General features: G+C 42.3%; 19 protein-coding genes. 17 read left to right on the forward strand and 2 right to left on the reverse strand.

Going from position 1 to position 16,537, the window contains the following annotated elements:
- The first annotated feature begins 194 nt into the window (after positions 1-194).
- The 8 genes from WN948_RS06655 to afpA all read left to right on the forward strand — a co-directional run bounded on the left by WN948_RS06655 (position 195) and on the right by afpA (position 4,708).
- Positions 195-434, forward strand: coding sequence for a DUF2180 family protein (locus WN948_RS06655; protein ID WP_342306211.1), 240 nt, complete (start codon positions 195-197; stop codon positions 432-434).
- 8 nt (positions 435-442) lie between these two features.
- Positions 443-661, forward strand: a complete 219-nt coding sequence (locus WN948_RS06660; protein ID WP_319508695.1) for a DUF2180 family protein — start codon at positions 443-445, stop codon at positions 659-661.
- Positions 662-697: 36 nt separating this feature from the next.
- A complete protein-coding gene (locus WN948_RS06665; protein ID WP_342306212.1) occupies positions 698-1,072 on the forward strand; it encodes a carboxymuconolactone decarboxylase family protein in 375 nt (124 codons plus the stop codon).
- An 85-nt stretch (positions 1,073-1,157) separates the two neighbouring features.
- Entirely contained in the window at positions 1,158-2,567 is a 1,410-nt protein-coding gene (locus tag WN948_RS06670) for a multiheme c-type cytochrome (RefSeq protein WP_342306213.1), read from the forward strand.
- A 16-nt stretch (positions 2,568-2,583) separates the two neighbouring features.
- Complete coding sequence (locus WN948_RS06675; RefSeq protein ID WP_342306214.1) at positions 2,584-2,775, forward strand: 4Fe-4S binding protein; 192 nt, start codon at positions 2,584-2,586, stop codon at positions 2,773-2,775.
- A gap of 20 nt (positions 2,776-2,795) precedes the next feature.
- Complete coding sequence (locus WN948_RS06680) at positions 2,796-3,416, forward strand: flavodoxin family protein (protein ID WP_342306215.1); 621 nt, start codon at positions 2,796-2,798, stop codon at positions 3,414-3,416.
- A 4-nt stretch (positions 3,417-3,420) separates the two neighbouring features.
- Positions 3,421-4,125 (forward strand): FAD-binding oxidoreductase, encoded by a 705-nt coding sequence (locus WN948_RS06685; RefSeq protein ID WP_342306216.1) that lies wholly within the window; start codon positions 3,421-3,423, stop codon positions 4,123-4,125.
- Positions 4,126-4,162: 37 nt separating this feature from the next.
- Positions 4,163-4,708: an archaeoflavoprotein AfpA gene (gene afpA, locus WN948_RS06690; protein ID WP_342306217.1), complete on the forward strand. Its 546-nt coding sequence runs from the start codon at positions 4,163-4,165 to the stop codon at positions 4,706-4,708.
- On the opposite strand, the gene WN948_RS06695 is transcribed toward afpA, so the two are convergent.
- Together WN948_RS06695 and WN948_RS06700 are read right to left on the reverse strand one after the other, a co-directional pair.
- Positions 4,705-5,577, reverse strand: coding sequence for a hypothetical protein (locus WN948_RS06695; protein ID WP_342306218.1), 873 nt, complete (start codon positions 5,575-5,577; stop codon positions 4,705-4,707). The two genes, afpA and WN948_RS06695, sit on opposite strands and share 4 nt — an antisense overlap.
- Positions 5,546-6,649, reverse strand: coding sequence for an inositol-3-phosphate synthase (locus tag WN948_RS06700; RefSeq protein WP_342306220.1), 1,104 nt, complete (start codon positions 6,647-6,649; stop codon positions 5,546-5,548). Before WN948_RS06700 ends, WN948_RS06695 begins: the two co-directional genes overlap by 32 nt.
- Before the next feature lie 266 nt (positions 6,650-6,915).
- Between WN948_RS06700 and WN948_RS06705 the strand changes: the two genes are divergently transcribed.
- From WN948_RS06705 to WN948_RS06745, 9 genes are all read left to right on the forward strand, one after another.
- Positions 6,916-7,404: a ferritin family protein gene (locus tag WN948_RS06705; RefSeq protein ID WP_342306221.1), complete on the forward strand. Its 489-nt coding sequence runs from the start codon at positions 6,916-6,918 to the stop codon at positions 7,402-7,404.
- 19 nt (positions 7,405-7,423) lie between these two features.
- Positions 7,424-8,635 (forward strand): FprA family A-type flavoprotein, encoded by a 1,212-nt coding sequence (locus tag WN948_RS06710; protein ID WP_342306222.1) that lies wholly within the window; start codon positions 7,424-7,426, stop codon positions 8,633-8,635.
- Between the two features lie 45 nt (positions 8,636-8,680).
- On the forward strand, positions 8,681-8,956 hold the full coding sequence (locus WN948_RS06715; protein ID WP_342306223.1) for a ferredoxin-thioredoxin reductase catalytic domain-containing protein: 276 nt from the start codon (positions 8,681-8,683) through the stop codon (positions 8,954-8,956).
- Between the two features lie 89 nt (positions 8,957-9,045).
- On the forward strand, positions 9,046-9,567 hold the full coding sequence (locus WN948_RS06720; protein ID WP_342306224.1) for a CBS domain-containing protein: 522 nt from the start codon (positions 9,046-9,048) through the stop codon (positions 9,565-9,567).
- A gap of 3 nt (positions 9,568-9,570) precedes the next feature.
- A complete protein-coding gene (locus WN948_RS06725) occupies positions 9,571-10,743 on the forward strand; it encodes a cation:proton antiporter (protein ID WP_342306225.1) in 1,173 nt (390 codons plus the stop codon).
- A gap of 65 nt (positions 10,744-10,808) precedes the next feature.
- The gene (locus tag WN948_RS06730) at positions 10,809-11,342 is read left to right on the forward strand and encodes a PAS domain-containing protein (protein ID WP_342306226.1); all 534 of its coding nucleotides are present in this window, start codon (positions 10,809-10,811) and stop codon (positions 11,340-11,342) included.
- Between the two features lie 86 nt (positions 11,343-11,428).
- Positions 11,429-12,283: a PfkB family carbohydrate kinase gene (locus tag WN948_RS06735; protein WP_342306415.1), complete on the forward strand. Its 855-nt coding sequence runs from the start codon at positions 11,429-11,431 to the stop codon at positions 12,281-12,283.
- 39 nt (positions 12,284-12,322) lie between these two features.
- The gene (locus tag WN948_RS06740) at positions 12,323-15,034 is read left to right on the forward strand and encodes a cation-transporting P-type ATPase (RefSeq protein WP_342306227.1); all 2,712 of its coding nucleotides are present in this window, start codon (positions 12,323-12,325) and stop codon (positions 15,032-15,034) included.
- The gene (locus WN948_RS06745) at positions 15,018-16,364 is read left to right on the forward strand and encodes a hypothetical protein (RefSeq protein ID WP_342306228.1); all 1,347 of its coding nucleotides are present in this window, start codon (positions 15,018-15,020) and stop codon (positions 16,362-16,364) included. Before WN948_RS06740 ends, WN948_RS06745 begins: the two co-directional genes overlap by 17 nt.
- Positions 16,365-16,537 lie beyond the last annotated feature (173 nt).

A 16,537-nucleotide genomic window follows, 5' to 3' on the forward strand; every position in this document is an offset into this window, starting at 1 on the left:
AAAATATGGATATGTATTTACCGTTACAGATATATTCAGTAAATGTCAGATGAAATATTGTTCATATTTGCAGGAGGTGACGCACCGGGAGTTATTGAGTCATTACCTGGAGGAGTATTTGCCTATCTGCAAGAATATGAATTGAATATGAGAATCGTTTACAAACAAATTAATTTTTGAGTAGAGTGATCATCATGAAATGCTATGAATGTTCAAAAGAAGGAAAAGATAGCGATACCTTGGCTATCTGCATAATTTGTGGGAGAGGTGTCTGTAAGGAACACCTGGTCAGGGAAGAAACACCTGTATGGGAAGGTGAATACAGCATAAAACTGAAGTGCGGCATGGGAATTGCCTGTGACTACAAAGATGTCCAGCACTGGAAGAAAGTGCTCTGCATGCCTTGTCATAAAGCACTGGTGGAGAACTTTTAGGTGATATTATGATGAAATGTTATGACTGCATGGAAGAAGGAAAAGACGCAGAAGCAACATGTGTCTGTATAGCTTGCGGAAAAGGGCTTTGCACCGACCACACAAAGGAACTCGAACTCCCGGTGTCAGTAGGCCAGCCACCTCATGTTCAAAGGCTTCCAAACGGATTGCCAAGAATTCTGTGCCACTACTGCTTTGGCCAGACCATCGAAGACGGATTTGACTGATTATAATTGATTAATTAATAACACGGAGGATAAATTATGTGCGGAGAGAATAAAGGAAAAGGATGCGGTGGACACAGAGAGATCATTGACGACATGTCAGACAAATTAGGGTTCACACCTCAGATACTGGAAACACTTGGAGAGCTTGAACCTGAGTTCCTGCACAAATACAACATGTGCAACAACAAGATACTCAGTGACGGTGCACTGCCTGCTAAAACAAAGATATTAATGGCTCTTGCAGTCGTTGCATCAAAGCAGTGTGAACGTTGTGTTGCATCACAGATGAAGAGTGCTTTGAAGAACGGGGCAACAAAAGAAGAGATTATGGAGACAATGGATGTCATTTTCATTACATCCGGAGCCCCCGCAGTTGCTGCATGCAGAGATGCATTGAAGCTGCTCAAATAAAAATATCATGAGGGGGGGGGACCAATCTGGTTCCTTTTCATCATTCAATTTATCACATAATATTATACTATTGAGAGGATTGGAAATGAGGGGGACTGTTGTAAGATGCAGCCTGTTTTTTGTGGCAGCCATTGTTTTATTATCTATTAGCAATGGATTTGCAGCCGCAGAAGAGGCCACTAAATTCGGAGAATTATCTGCTGATGACTTCACTTATGAAAGCAGGTGTAGACAATGCCATGCGATCATTTACGGAGAATGGGAAGGTACAATGCATTTCAATGCATATCTTGACCCTTTTTATCTGGAAGAGGTAAAGGTTGCGAGCGCTGATACTGACGGATTAGTAGATGAATTCTGTTCCCGTTGTCACACACCCATAGGCGTGGTGTCCGGTGAGATACCGCCTGTAGATGGATCTGAAATGAGTGACATATCAAAACTTGGAGTTCAGTGTGATTTCTGCCATGTGGTATCAGGAAGCAATGGAACAGGCAACGCCCAGTTCATAGTCACCCCTGGAGATACTAAATGGGGGCCTCTTAGTGACGCAAAGTCAGCCTATCATGAATCCGAATACCTCGAGCTTTACACCCAATCAGAATATTGTGGAATGTGTCACGAAGTTATACACCCAGTAAACGGACTTGTAATAGACGACACATATCCAGCATGGAAAGACAGCCAGTACGCCGAAGACAATGTAGTATGTCAGGATTGCCATATGACAGAGGGTATCACAGAGTTCAAGGCGAATCCTGGTCGTGCAGGATCAGGTGCCCCTAAAAGAGACCATATATCCACACATGAGATAACCGGTGGAAATGCATTTGTCACAGCAATGTTTGGTGCTGAAAATGTCGGAGAGATGGCCATTGAAAGACTTCAGAACGCTGCGACACTGGACATAACTGTACCTGAAATAGCAGCCACAGGTGAAGAAGTCACAATCGAAGCAGCTATCACCAACTCTGGTGCCGGACACAATCTACCAACCGGTGTTTCCGAAATAAGGCAAATATGGCTTGAAGTAATGGTCACTGATAGCGAAGATAAAGAGATATACAGTGCCGGAACCCTTGACACGGAAGGGAATATAGAATCTGCAAAGATAATTTACAATAATGTGTTGGGTGACAGTGAAGGCAATGCGACTGATAGTTTCTGGCTTGCCGACAGGGTACTGGAAGACAACAGGATCGGACCAAAGGAAACTGTGAAAGAAGAACACACATTCATCCTGCCTGACAATGTTGTTTATCCACTTAAAGTGGAAACCAGCCTCAATTACAGGTCAGCACCTCAGGATACGATCGACCACCTGTTTGGAGAGGGAATGTATGAGGTACCTGTAATCAATATGAATGAGGTATCCAATACAATATATGATCCGGACACATCCCCGGAAGAGAGAAACGAATCAACGCCAGGTTTCAGTATATTCACTGCTTGCATGGCTTTTATGTTGATGATGTACATATTCAAAAGAAAATAATCGGAGAAAATAAAAAATGCCACCTAAAGTAGACAAGAACAAATGTGAAGGAATTGGAGCATGTGCAGAATCATGCCCTACTGATGTGATAGACATTGAGGCAGATGAGAACGGAAACCTCAAATCCGTAATTGCACGTCCGGATGACTGTGTGGAATGTGGTAACTGTGTTGACGCCTGTCCCACTGAATCAATAACATTAGATTAAAAACAAAAAGGAGTGCCATAATGTCCGATGACACATGCATTCGATTACTGGGAATCTCAGGCAGCCCCAGGAAGAAATCTACAGACTATGTTGTCAATGAAGCCCTGAGATACGCACAAGAGAAATACGGTGCAGAAGTAGAGTATTTTTCCGCCAGTGGTCAAAATATGAAATTCTGCATTCATTGTGATTACTGTGTCCGTAAAAAGGAAGGATGTATTCACAAGGATGACCTTGTTGAACTCTATGACAAAATGCTCTGGGCTGATGCGTGGATCATCGGCACTCCGGTATACCAAGGCACACTGAGTGCCCAGACAAAAACGATAATGGACAGGTGCCGCGCAGTCGTTGCCCGTGACCCAAAAGCCTTTATGAACAAAGTAGGCGCTGCAGCTGCAGTTGGCGGGGACAGGATAGGCGGACAGGAACCAGCCATACAGACTATTTTGAACTTCTATGTCATCAGTGAAATGATACCCGTTGCAGGCGGTTCTTTCGGATCGAACCTTGGCGGAACATTCTGGTCAAAGGACAAAGGCGCTGAAGGAGTTGCTGAGGATTCGGAAGGAATACGAAGTCTTCACAGGACCGTTAATAAGATGATGAAGACGGCCATGGCAATGAAGACTCTCAAATAAAGGTGTGAACTTGAAATTCGAAGAACCTGTAATCGAGGTAATCAAACGGGCACATAATGTGAAAAGTTTCAGGTTCAAAAAACCGGAGGCTTTTGATTACAAAGCCGGGCAGTACGTCACAGTGACACTTAATTCCAATGGGAAGAAGCTTAGCAGGGCTTTCAGCCTGTCAAGCAGCCCTACGGAAAAAAACCATCTCGAATTTACAAAGAAACTTACAGGTCATGAATTTTCCAATATGCTGGATGCCATGGTGGTAGGAGATACTGCACTTATAAGTGGCCCATTCGGAAAAATGACCTTTGAAGGCGAGTATGAAAAAATGGCGCTACTTAGCGGAGGCATAGGCATTACCCCGATGATCAGTATCTGTAAGTATTGCACTGACATGAAGCTCAGTACGAATATCATACTGCTATGCAGTGACAAGGCTGAACAGGATATGATATTTACAGAAGAACTTGAAGAAATGCAAAAACAAAATCCGAATCTTACCGTTTTCAATACACTAACAAGGGCTTCAGAAAACTGGAAAGGGTGCAGAGAGCGCATATGTGAAAGCATGATCTTAAGAGAACTTCCTGACTACGCAGAGAGAATTTTCTACGTATGCGGACCGCCTCCTATGGTGGACTCAATGATGGAGATGCTCCACGACATGAAAATACCTGACAGCATGATAAGCAAGGAAGCACTGATTGGATATTGAGCCAGTTTTTAAAGAACAAAAGGAGGCAGCAAAAATCATGAAGAGGATAGCATGGGGAATTACCGGATCAGGAGACCTGATCAAAGAGACATATGATGCAATGGTTGACATCAAGCAGAAAAGCAATATCGAGATCATGGTCTTCTTATCCAAAGAAGGCGAGACAGTTATGAAATGGTACCGTATGTGGAATGATATCCAGAGGGATTTCCCTAATTTCAAGACCGGCGCAGGACCAAATTCACCCTTTATAGCAGGACCACTGCAGGTAGGACACTACGATGCACTTATTATTGCCCCTTGTACTGCAAATACCGTTGCCAAAATAGTATACGGCATTGCCGACACACTTGTCACAAACGCTGTTGCACAGACTGCTAAAGGAAAAACTCCAATTTACATCCTTCCTGTGGACCAGAAGAAAGGCACTGTAAAAACAGCATCACCTGAAGGCCGCATTATGGAACTGAAAATGCGCGATGTTGATGTTTCCAACACGGAAAAGCTGGGACAGATGGAAAATATAACCCTACTCGAAAAACCAGATGATCTATACGATCTTCTTGGAATAAGTAAGGATTAAAAGAAGGTATAACCTTCCCGGAGATAAATATCAGGCAAGTTGCCAATTATATCATCCAGATTCCTGACAGACCGGAATGTAGCATATGCTGCAATGAAACTGTCCAGGGCATCTCCATCCTTATTGTCTATTATTTTTTCCCGGATCTCATCCGGGACAGTTATTCCTTTATGAAGCATTTCATCCAGGATGTGTTTCCGGGTTTGCCTCTCTTTTTCTGTCCTTCCCTTATAGCTAATGTAAAGGTCTTCACTCTTCAGTGTTGATGCCGGACATGTTTCCATAATCCATGGATTATCTTCCTTTGGTTTCTGCATTGGGAGTGCGCAAGCTTCTCCCGACATTACAAGAGGGCGTACAACATCACGAATTCCGTAGTATGTCTGTTTGTATACCCAGAGATTGTAAATGCTAAACGGAGCTTTGACCTCGATATCTGTAAGACGCTTGAGTTCAGTTTTCCCACCGGCAATTCGCATCGCCTTTTTAAATTCGTCGGCAGATTGATATTCATGAGGAAAATCAGATACAAAAGAATACCAGTCTTTCCCGGACATCAGTTTGTGAGGAAGACTAAAAGGGAAATCCATCCCGAAAACAGAGTGTTTATTTGAGATTATCAAATCACGAAGGGCAGAAAGACATGCGTGTCGTTCCTTGCTATTATTAGCTACAATATCCGATATGGGATAACATTTGAGAACTGTAAGCACATCATCTTCTGCAACACCCTCACTTATCCATATCTTGCGACCTGCATCTTTTGCACCACTGAAGTCAACACCATAAACCCTGCGTTTCCTTCCAGTGGCAGCAAATATCATGTATAATTCCGATTCAGTTGTCCCGCAGACCTCTGATGAACTCATCAGTCATCATGTGAGCTTCATCATCTGTGAACTGCTTTGGCGGATGTTTCATGAAATAGGATGATGGTGAGTACAGTATACCTCCAATACCTCTTTCAAGGGCAAGCTTGCAGCATCTGATAGCATCAATGACCACTCCTGCGGAGTTAGGGGAATCCTCTACCGAGAGACGAAGCTCTATATTCATTGGAACATCACCAAAGAGCTTCCCTTCCATCCTCAGGAAGCAGACCTTATTATCATTCTGCCATGGAACATAGTCGCTTGGACCAACATGGATATTATCATCATCCATTCTCTGGCCAACTACGGACTGAACAGCTTCTGTTTTGGATTCTTTCTTTGAAGCAAGGCGGTTCCTGTTAAGCATGTTAAGGAAATCAGTATTACCTCCGGTATTAAGCTGATACGTCCTCTCCAGTTTCACACCACGTTTGCGGAAAAGGTCTACAAGAGTTCTGTGAGTAATGGTTGCACCAAGCTGGGCTTTTATATCATCACCAATGATAGGGATACCCTTCTCTTCGAACTTCGCTGCCCATTCAGGGTTGCTCACGATAAAAACAGGCATATTGTTAATGTATGCAACTCCTGCCTCAAGAGCACACTCTGCGTAGAAATGAACGGCTTCCTCAGAACCTACCGGAAGATAGTTAAGTAATATCTCAGCTCCTGAGTCCTTTAATTCTTTCACTACCTGGTCCTTATCGGCTTCTTTTTCAGTGGAAGGAATAAATCTCCTGTTATCACTGTAATTTACCATGTGTTCGGAAACACCGTCGAGAATATTCCCCATTTTTACGATTACGCCGGCTTTTGGCATCTCAGGGCAGAATACTGCCGTACAGTTGGGAGGTGCAAAGATGGCCTCTGAAACATCCTTACCAACCTTCCTTTCATCAATATCAAATGCAGCGACGACTTCAATATCAAATGGCTTGTAACCACCAACATCCCAGTGCATAAGGCCTACAGCATCGTTTTCTTCTTTGTTTTTATAATACTCAATGCCTTGGATAAGAGAGCTTGCACAATTGCCAATACCTGCAATTGCGATCTTGATTTTGTCCATTCAACTACCTCTATAAAAGTGATTTTTGAAAGTAAATGACATATAAAATATAAGCAGATTAATGTATTGTTACAAATAAAAAGTTTTCTAAATAGAGGGGTGTTGCCAACTTTTGTTAAGACACGAGTTCAGGCAGATGAAACTAAGCTCGAAAAGTATATTAAGCCAGAATAAGATAAGATTTGATACAGTGGGTTTAGCCTTCGTTCGAGTATCGGGCATTGGCACTTTAAGTTTATACATATTGCTCTAAAGGAGATTTTTAAATGAAAGATATACTACATGAGATCGCAGAAGAGCTTGATCAACTAAAATCAATGGACCAGGCAATAGGTCTGGCAATAGAACTTGAAGAAGAGGGAATGGAGTATTACAGTGAAAAAGCATCTGTAATGAAGAACGAGACTGCCAGCAAACTATATGTTTTCCTTGCCGATGAGGAAAAAAAGCACGCTGAATATCTAAAGCAATTCAGGGAAAGCAAGCACATTCCTGAAGTCGAATTCACTTTCCCAAAATTCAAGGCATCATTCACGGAAGAATTCTCTGATGAGAAACTCGAAGAGATCGGTATACTTCTCGCAGCCCTTAGATTCGAGCACAAAAGTGAGTATTTCTATATTGAACTTGCAGATAGAGCAGATAACGAAGAGCAGCGTGTGTTCTTTGAAAAGATAGCTGCTGCTGAAAGGGGACACTACCAGATAATTGATGAGTTGCTTGGTGCTGCAACTGAGTTCAGAATGCAGACATAAGGACAGGAGAGATATTTGAATGGATGATTACAAACCACTTGAGCTGGCCAAAGGAATATACTGGGTAGGTGTTGTTGACTGGAACCTGCGCGACTTCCATGGATACGAAACTCCAAAAGGTGGCAGTTACAATGCATACCTTGTAGTTGATGAGAAAATTGCCCTCATAGACACTGTAAAAGCACCATTTGCAGGAGAGATGCTCAAGCGTATAAGCCAGATAGTCGATCCTTCAAAAATCGATTATGTAATTTCCAACCATGTCGAGATGGATCATTCCAGTTCTATATCTACCATCATGGACATTGCACCCGGTGCAAAGTTGTTTGCATCATCCAAAGGACAAACTGGGCTTTCTGAATACTACAAAGAAGAAGGCTTTGACAAATGGGACCTTCAGGTTGTTGGGACCGGGGATGAACTAAGCCTTGGAAAAAGGACACTGATGTTCGTTGAAGCCACCATGCTGCACTGGCCTGACAGTATGCAGACCTATGTGAAAGAAGACAGAATACTTTTCTCAAATGACGCCTTCGGACAGCACTTGGCAACATCAAAACGTTTTGATGATGAGGTTGATGATGTAATGGAAGATGCAGGCATATACTATGCCAACATCCTGCTGCCTTTCGGATCACAGGTACTCAAGTACGTGGAAAAGCTGAAAGAGCTCGATGTAAGTCCTGAAATGATAGCTCCTGCACATGGACTCATCTGGAGAAAAGGCGTATCAAGAGTAATTGAAGAATATGGCAAATGGGCAAGAGGATATTCTTTACCCAAGCTGCTTGTCATCTATGATACCATGTGGGGAAGCACTGAAAAAATGGCAATGGAAATCGTTGAGGGAGCAAGGGCATCAGGGGTTGAAGTGAGCCTGAGGCACCTGCGCAAGAACGATTGGAGTCTAACCATGAAAGAACTCATGGATGCATCTATCGTCGCAATTGGCTCGCCCACAATGAATAACGGAATGTTCTTTACAACATCCGGATTCCTCACTTACATGAAAGGACTGCGCCCAAAAGGCAAGAAATACTTCCTATTCGGTTCTTACGGTTGGGGCGGGGGAGCGGTCAAAGGAATGGAAAAAGAGATTGAAAGCGCAAAATTCGAACTTGCCATGGAGAGTATGCAGGTAAAATTCAGACCTTATGAGGAAGACAAGAGAGCGTGCCGTGATATCGGTTACAAGCTTGGGGAAATGGCAAAAGAGAATGCAAAATCTTAAATTTATGAAAATAAATGTTAATATGAAAATAACGAGAGTGTTACAATGAGATTCGAAAATGACCTAGAAGCCGAATTCTATGAAAAGTCCAGGAAAAATGCTGAAACATCAGGATACAAACTCAATTCCGACTGGGACGTTATCACAACTGCTGTAAAAGGTATTTGCAACAACAAGAAGGAATATGGTGAATGGTACTGCTTCTGTCAAAAAAGAACAGGTGACAAGGAACAGGACAAGAAGATAATCTGCCCATGTGCTGCAAGAGTAAGAGATGTTGAAGTGCGCGGCGCATGCAAGTGCGGACTTTACATCAAGTAAAGTAAAAACATTCTTATTTTTTGATTACTGGAACTGGAATACCAGTACTCCAGATAATTATTTTTTGCATATTCAGTGACCCATTTCACATGATACAAAAGAAAGAGGAAAACCTGGAAAAAAAGGAAAGTGAAAAAAAGACAGAAGATAATCCTAGAGATAGGAACAAATTATCTGACATTTGTGCTGAGATTAAAATCAACCAGATAATGTCAAAAGAAACCACTGTCGTAAGGGATACTGAACCTATCGAAAATATCATAGAACTTATGGCAAAGACACCATACCACAGCTATCCTGTACTGAATTCAAATGATGAACTGGTTGGTATCGTTGACCAGGATAATATACTTGAATTTCTCTTTTTTGAAAGAAGCCATCGAAATCACCATACGCACCTGATGGCCATCAAAGCATTAAGTGAAGAGGCATCCAGCCTTATGGTGCATCACCCTGTAACACTCCCCTATAATACAAACCTCTGTGATGCTGCTGACATAATGATCAAACATCATATTGATCGGTTGTGTATTACCAAGAACAAAAAACTGCTTGGTGTCGTTTCAAAATCAGATATGATTAAAAAAATACATGGATTGCGGAGAAAATGACCAATGGAAGTGCTCCTCCAGATATTGGTCATATTGTTCTTAGCAAGAATACTCAGTGAGATTAGCGAAAGATTCGGACTGCCAGGCATAATTGGAGAAATTGGAGCCGGATTTATCTTTGCTCTTGCTTTAAAACCTGATGATATTGAGACGTTCACATTCTTTGCAGAACTGGGAGCCATATTCCTGCTATTTACTGCAGGTTACAAAGAGGTGCATATAAAGGATCTGAAAGCTGCATCAACAAATGCACTCATCCCTACAATATCACAGATACTTGTGGCGTTTGGTTTTGGATTCATATTGGGAGAAATGTTCGGTTTTAGTTTCATAGAGAGTCTGTTCATGGCGGTTGCTTTTAGCCCCACAAGTATTAGTGTTGTTGTTAAAACGTTGATAGATACTGATTATCTTTCAAGCAAACCAGGATCGATGATGCTCACATCAGCAATATTCGACGATATAATAGGCATATTCCTGTTGTCCATTGTAGTATCATTTGCAACACTCAATCAATTCCCCTCAGGCATCCACATACTTGGTATCTTTGGACAAATACTGGCATTCATAATCATAATAGGCATTTTGGGATGGAAGCTCTTCTCGCGCCTTTTCGAATACGTACAGAAAATGCACACTAAAGAATCACTGTTCTCTTTTGTGATACTCATTGCATTATTCTCAGCATACCTTTCAGAGGCATTCGGGCTGCATGCAGTCATTGGTGCTTTTTTTGGCGGAATACTTATCTCAGACCTGCCACTTGCAAAAATAGAGACCGTGCAAAAAAAGGTTAGTGGTATTGCCTACGGATTTTTCACACCACTTTTCTTTGCTTTCATAGGGCTTTCAGTAGATATCGAAATACTATACACCGCTGGCGCCTTTGCTATACTTGTTATTGTACTTGCCCTTTCAGGAAAACTTATCGGAGGATTCATTGGCACAAAACTGGTGGGTTTTAGTTCCATGGATAGTCTGATATTTGGAATAGGCATGATGCCACGTGCCGGAGTAGAACTTGTGGTTATTGCAATAGGTAAGGAACTTGGAATAATCAGCAATGAGGTATTCTCTGCTATTGTATTGATGGTTGTCGTATCCATTATCATCACTCCGATACTACTGGAAATGTCTATTCGATACAAAGAACGAGGAATGGCAGTATCCGAGTAGGAAATATCTAAAACAATAATTACTTAAATTAGTGAATAAGACTATTTATGAAATCTAACAATTAATTGATATTATCATCCGATATAGGAGGGGTTACTATTAGCCAGGATACAGGATTTGGGAATTTAGGCAATGATGACAGAAATGAAGATAGCCTGAAAAAAGACATCAATCCGGATGTTATGAAATACGATACAGAATCGTTTGATGTCCATAAAAAGATGGAGCTTCGAATTAAAGCCCTTGAGGAACTTGTGAACAATACCAGGGTTATAGCTTTTTTGCGCAGTCCGGTGGAGAGTGCACCGTTGGAATTCATTTCCAGAGGAATAGAAGAATTCGGATACAAAGCAGAAGACTTCACTTCAGGCAAAATCACATTCAAAGACCTCATACATCCGGATGATGCTGACCGTGTAAACCTGGAACTTACAGAGAACGCAATGGAAGGTGCAAGTGACTTCAGGCAGACATACAGGATCAGAACCAAAAAAAGTCATGTCAGAGTTGTAGAAGAAAGAACTGCCATCATGAGGGACAAGAATGGCAAGATCATCTATTACCAGGGAGTTCTTGACGATATAACCGACAAGCAATAACCTGATAACTGGCAGGTGTAAGCATAGCCCGCGTCTTTGCAATAAGTGAAACGTTCTATGATATTCTTTTCAACAAAGGCAAACCGATTTCTGCCTGCCCAGGTGGAGCTATGCTCAATAGTTCTATTTCACTCGGCAGAACAGGAGTTACGATTTCACTTATAAGTGAATTTGCCCGTGACAATATTGGGAATAGCATATATGAATTCCTAAGAGAGAACAACGTATCAACTGAGTATCTCCACCGCTACGAAGGTAAATCACCATTATCACTTGCTTTTTTAAACGACAGGAATGATGCCACGTATGAGTTCTACGAGGACTTTCCGCAAGAACGCCTTCTGACAGATATGCCCTGCTTTGCTCCGGATGATATTGTAATGTTTGGATCCATCCTTTCTGTGGCAAAGGAAGCCAGAAATAAGCTGGAAACCATCATCAATTCTGCAAAAAATGCAGGCTCAATTATTCTTTATGACCCTAATTTTCGAGAATCCCAACTTCCACTGATTGAAGAGATAAAGCCTATGATATCTAAAAATATAGCATATTCAGATATTGTGAGAGCCTCGGATGAGGACATGAAACTGGTAAAAGGATGCGAAAATTCTGAAGAGGCATATGAGTTTGTTCTGGAAAATGGCTGTGATCACCTTATATATACATCCAGTTCAGACGGTGTATACCTGAATACACCTTCTTTTTCAAAGTTCTATGAAGTACCTAGCATACAACCAGTTAGTACCGTAGGCGCCGGGGACAGTTTCAATGCAGGCATCGTTTACATGCTATATTCCAGAAAAATCAGAGATATTGAAGATATTCAGGAACATGTATGGGATGAAATAATAGGAAAGGCCATCGACTTTGCTTCTCATGTCTGTATGAGCACTGAGAACTATATATCCAACAACTTTGCCAATGGATTAAAAAAGATATAACACTAATACTAATTACTCAATTAAATTGATTAAAGTGGAGTGGGAGTAAATACAGTGGGTAACGCAGCTGTGGGAATCGAAGAGATGTTCGCAGGCCTCGAAAGTTCCGCAAAAGGACTTTCCGGGCAGGAAGCACTCGAAAGGTTACAGAAGTACGGAAAGAACGAACTTGAAGAGAAGGAAAGAACTACGGCATTGAAGGTCTTTGCCGGACAATTCGTGAACCTGATAGTATGGGTACTTATGGCTGCTGCTGTTATTTCCCTGATGATCGATGAGATCATTGACTTCTGGGTAATACTGTTTACAATTGCTGTTGTTATCGTACTTGGCTTTATACAGGAATACAGGGCTGAAAAAGCAATGGAAGCCCTGAAAAGCATAGTACAGCCCGAAACAACGGTCATCCGGGACATGAAACTTCGGAAGATACTCACAACTGATGTAATTCCCGGAGATGTACTTGTCCTGGAAACAGGAGATAAGGTGCCTGCAGATGCTGTCCTTTTTGAAACCATTGCCCTTAGACTGGATGAATCTGCCCTTACCGGTGAAAGTGTTCCGGTTGGGAAAACTCAAAATGAAAATATCTTTGCAGGTACCCAGCTTGTACATGGAAAATGTAAAGCTTTGGTCACGTCCACAGGGATGCGAACAAAGATAGGACAGATTGCCAGCCTAATACAGACAAAAAGTGAAGATACGCCCCTGCAGGCAAAGATAACAAGATTATCCCTGACACTTGCAATACTTGCGATACTTGCCTCAGCACTCACTTTTCTAATTGGTATTTCCATTGGTGCCCCTTTTGCTGATATGCTGCTCATAGCCCTTGCACTTGCTGTTGCAGCAGTGCCCGAAGGGTTGCCACTTACACTTACAATAACCCTTGCCTACGGTATGAAGAAAATGGCAGGTCACAACGCCATAATCAGAAAGATGCTCGCTGTTGAGACACTTGGTTCCACAACGGTCATATGCACGGATAAAACAGGCACCCTCACCAAGAACGAAATGACCGTGGAGAAGATATTTACCAGTGGGAACGTGCTCGAACTTACAGGGTCAGGGTACGCACCTAAAGGAGATTTCCTGAAAAAAGGCGACAGTGTCGATGTGAAGGAAGAGGATACTTCAATAAAACTGCTAAAAGCCATCGCATTGTGTAATAATTCTGCCATAGAAAAAAGAAAGGATAAATGGGAAGTTATCGGAGATCCTACGGAAATTGCGCTTACTGTTGCAGCTGCGAAGGCAGACATTTGGAAGGATGAACTGGATAAAGACTATGAGATGGTTGAGGAAATTGTTTTCACTTCTGAAAGAAAACTTATGACAACCATCCATAACACCGGCAGAGGAACAGTCTCATTCACAAAGGGAGCACCTGAGTTCGTTATCCCTAAATGTAGCAGTATTGAAAAGAACGGAGAATTATACAGCATCACCCAAGAGGACAGGGAAACAGTACTTGATAAAAATCTCGAGTTTGCAAGTTCGGCTTATCGTGTACTAGCAGTTGCATGTAAGGAAAGTCCCGGAGAAAAATTAGAGGGGAACTCTGAAAAGGACATGACTTTCCTTGGACTTGTTGCCATGATCGATCCTCCTCATGAAGAGGTCAAGGATGCCGTGGAAATGTGCAGAAAAGCCGGTATTAAGGTAATTATGATAACCGGCGATAACCAGGAGACTGCAAAAGCCATCGGAAGAAGCATCGGACTCTTTGGATACAGACAGGGATGCGGAGTCTATGAAGACGAGAAACTCCAGCGTATAGCAGCTGACTGCGCAGTGACCGGGGATGAGCTAAACGAGCTTAATGATGAAGAATTCTCAATTATAGTTGAGAACATAAATGTGTACGCCAGGACAATGCCGGAGCAAAAACTCAGGATCGTAGATACCCTGCAGAAAAAAGGACACATCGTTGCCATGACAGGTGATGGGGTCAATGATGCACCAGCGCTTAAAAAAGCCAATATTGGTATTGCCATGGGAATAAAGGGTACTGATGTTGCAAAAGAATCCAGTGTCATGATACTGCAGGATGATAATTTTGCCACCATTGTGGAAGCTGTCAAAGGTGGACGAACGATCTATGATAATATAGAGAAATTCATAACATATCTGATATCAAGGAACTTCACCCTGGTGATTCTCATCATGGCAGGCATCACACTTCTTGGTTTTGACCTCATACCACTGCTGGCACTACAGATACTTTTCATCAATATGTTCAACGAGATAATGCCTGCGATCTCACTGGGACTGGACCCTGCAGCAGACGGTATAATGAATAGACCACCTCGTGACCCGAACGATAATTTCCTGAAGAAGAGAAACCTATTTTTGGTCATCACCCTGGCACTCATAATGGGAATAGCATCTTTCCTTGTATTTGCCCTGAGTGACCCCGCAAACGACACCGTTATGGCAAGAACACTAACGTTTGCAACCGTAGTCAGCATGATACTTTTTATACCGCTGGCATTCAGGTCACTTGAACGCTCTGTGATTAGTATAGGTATTTTCACCAACAAGCTCATGATAGCAGGCGTGCTGGCTACCTTCTTCGCAACAATGTCAGTAATGTACATACCTCGTCTGAACGAAGCATTCGGATTGTTACCACTATCCCCGGAAAAATGGATCATGCCAATAGGAGTTGCTTTCATTACATTCCTCTGTGCAGAGGGACTAAAATACATCACCAGGAGTGTGAAAACCACAGATGATGTCTGGAAATAGAAAAATGGCGTTCATACTTTTTGGAGTGCTTGCAGTCATGGTTCTCATTGCCATAACAATGAACGGCACACGGAACACACAAGAAGAAGTCATAATACCTGACGAAATATTGGACTGCGATTACTGCACTTTCAATTACATAACACCATTCACACTGGCATACACATATCAGCAGCCAGACGGGAACAGGGTTGTAGAAGGTAACATTGATGCCATGAATGCAGACTACACAGATGTAGAGCTGTCAGGCAAACCTGAATGGGTAATTGCAGCAGATTCGAGTAATGGAAGCATCTGGGCTGTTGTACTCGATGACGGGACAGTAGAAGCCTTTGAGCTGTCTGATGGTGAGCTGGAAGAAATTAATATAAGTCCTGCTAAGATTCATACCGACAGCCCTCCAATACTGATGATCAAGAATGAGGAAGCTTTTTTGCTTGCACCGGGATTGTGGAATGAATCACTATTAAGCCATCCTGTCGTTCTTCCAAGCTCAGGGAGGACAGTGTTTATAGAAACAAGCGGAGACCTCGTATTCAGAGTCAATGACAGGGAATCTGCACGTCTTGAAGTCAACGCCCTTCCCGATGCACGCCTGCTGGTTGACGAAGATGAGAGAATACTTCTACTGACAGGCCCAACTGAAGATTACAAACATGGGGTGCTGGGAGACAGCATAGAGGCTTCAAGTATCACATTGGTCGAAACTGCAGGAACACCTGCAATTGCTAAAGTTATCGATATTCCTGAAGGAGATGTCATTGAAGGAATAGTCCCCTTATGGGCTGACCTTGATGGAAACGGAATACGCGAGATAATTGTCACTTTAAGCAATGCAAATGAAGGTGCAAGAGTCGTGGTTTTTGATGAAGATGGAACAACTGTGGCATCCGGACCAAGTACCGGAACCGGATATAGATGGAGACATCAGATAGCTGTTGCACCATTTGGACCAGAAGAAGAAACAGAGATCGTGGATGTGCTCACACCGCACATTGGAGGAATTGTAGAATTCTACCAGTGGGAAGGAAACGAACTACAGGTTTCTTCGAGTCTTTCAGGATACAGTTCTCATTTAGCCGGATCGAGGAATCTGGACATGGCACTTGCAGGGAACTTTGACAATGATAGCAATTTTGAATTAATGCTTCCAACTCAGAATTACAGGGAACTTGCAATACTGGAGCATAATGAAAATGGTGTTCATGTTAATGGATATCTTCCACTTGAAAGTAGATTGACCACTAATATTGCAGCTGTAACCCTGAAGAATGAAAGTGTTGCTATTGGAGTGGGAATTGACACCGGAATATTAAGAGTGTGGTATTGACAAACACAAAAATCCTGCAGGAATTATCAATGATCTCCACGATGCTGTGAAACAGATTAAAAGCAAGAAAACGTCTCTGAGTTTAGTAATAAAAGAGCCTGAAATATGCCCTTTTTGCACATATATTAGGTAGATCTTATTGCAAAACCTATTAATCTGTTGAACCTTATAAT

Source organism: Methanolobus sp. ZRKC5 (genome assembly GCF_038446525.1).
Lineage (GTDB): Archaea > Halobacteriota > Methanosarcinia > Methanosarcinales > Methanosarcinaceae > Methanolobus.

What these genes read in the sequence shown, in the direction of transcription:
- WN948_RS06710 (WP_342306222.1), top strand. Translation starts at nt 7,424, where the DNA reads ATGGATGATTACAAACCACTTGAGCTGGCCAAAGGAATATACTGGGTA.
- WN948_RS06670 (WP_342306213.1), top strand. Translation starts at nt 1,158, where the DNA reads ATGAGGGGGACTGTTGTAAGATGCAGCCTGTTTTTTGTGGCAGCCATT.
- WN948_RS06725 (WP_342306225.1), top strand. Translation starts at nt 9,571, where the DNA reads ATGGAAGTGCTCCTCCAGATATTGGTCATATTGTTCTTAGCAAGAATA.
- afpA (WP_342306217.1), top strand. Translation starts at nt 4,163, where the DNA reads ATGAAGAGGATAGCATGGGGAATTACCGGATCAGGAGACCTGATCAAA.
- WN948_RS06700 (WP_342306220.1), bottom strand. Translation starts at nt 6,649, where the DNA reads ATGGACAAAATCAAGATCGCAATTGCAGGTATTGGCAATTGTGCAAGC.
- WN948_RS06660 (WP_319508695.1), top strand. Translation starts at nt 443, where the DNA reads ATGATGAAATGTTATGACTGCATGGAAGAAGGAAAAGACGCAGAAGCA.
- WN948_RS06720 (WP_342306224.1), top strand. Translation starts at nt 9,046, where the DNA reads ATGATACAAAAGAAAGAGGAAAACCTGGAAAAAAAGGAAAGTGAAAAA.
- WN948_RS06745 (WP_342306228.1), top strand. Translation starts at nt 15,018, where the DNA reads ATGATGTCTGGAAATAGAAAAATGGCGTTCATACTTTTTGGAGTGCTT.
- WN948_RS06715 (WP_342306223.1), top strand. Translation starts at nt 8,681, where the DNA reads ATGAGATTCGAAAATGACCTAGAAGCCGAATTCTATGAAAAGTCCAGG.
- WN948_RS06695 (WP_342306218.1), bottom strand. Translation starts at nt 5,577, where the DNA reads ATGAGTTCATCAGAGGTCTGCGGGACAACTGAATCGGAATTATACATG.
- WN948_RS06675 (WP_342306214.1), top strand. Translation starts at nt 2,584, where the DNA reads ATGCCACCTAAAGTAGACAAGAACAAATGTGAAGGAATTGGAGCATGT.
- WN948_RS06665 (WP_342306212.1), top strand. Translation starts at nt 698, where the DNA reads ATGTGCGGAGAGAATAAAGGAAAAGGATGCGGTGGACACAGAGAGATC.
- WN948_RS06680 (WP_342306215.1), top strand. Translation starts at nt 2,796, where the DNA reads ATGTCCGATGACACATGCATTCGATTACTGGGAATCTCAGGCAGCCCC.
- WN948_RS06655 (WP_342306211.1), top strand. Translation starts at nt 195, where the DNA reads ATGAAATGCTATGAATGTTCAAAAGAAGGAAAAGATAGCGATACCTTG.
- WN948_RS06705 (WP_342306221.1), top strand. Translation starts at nt 6,916, where the DNA reads ATGAAAGATATACTACATGAGATCGCAGAAGAGCTTGATCAACTAAAA.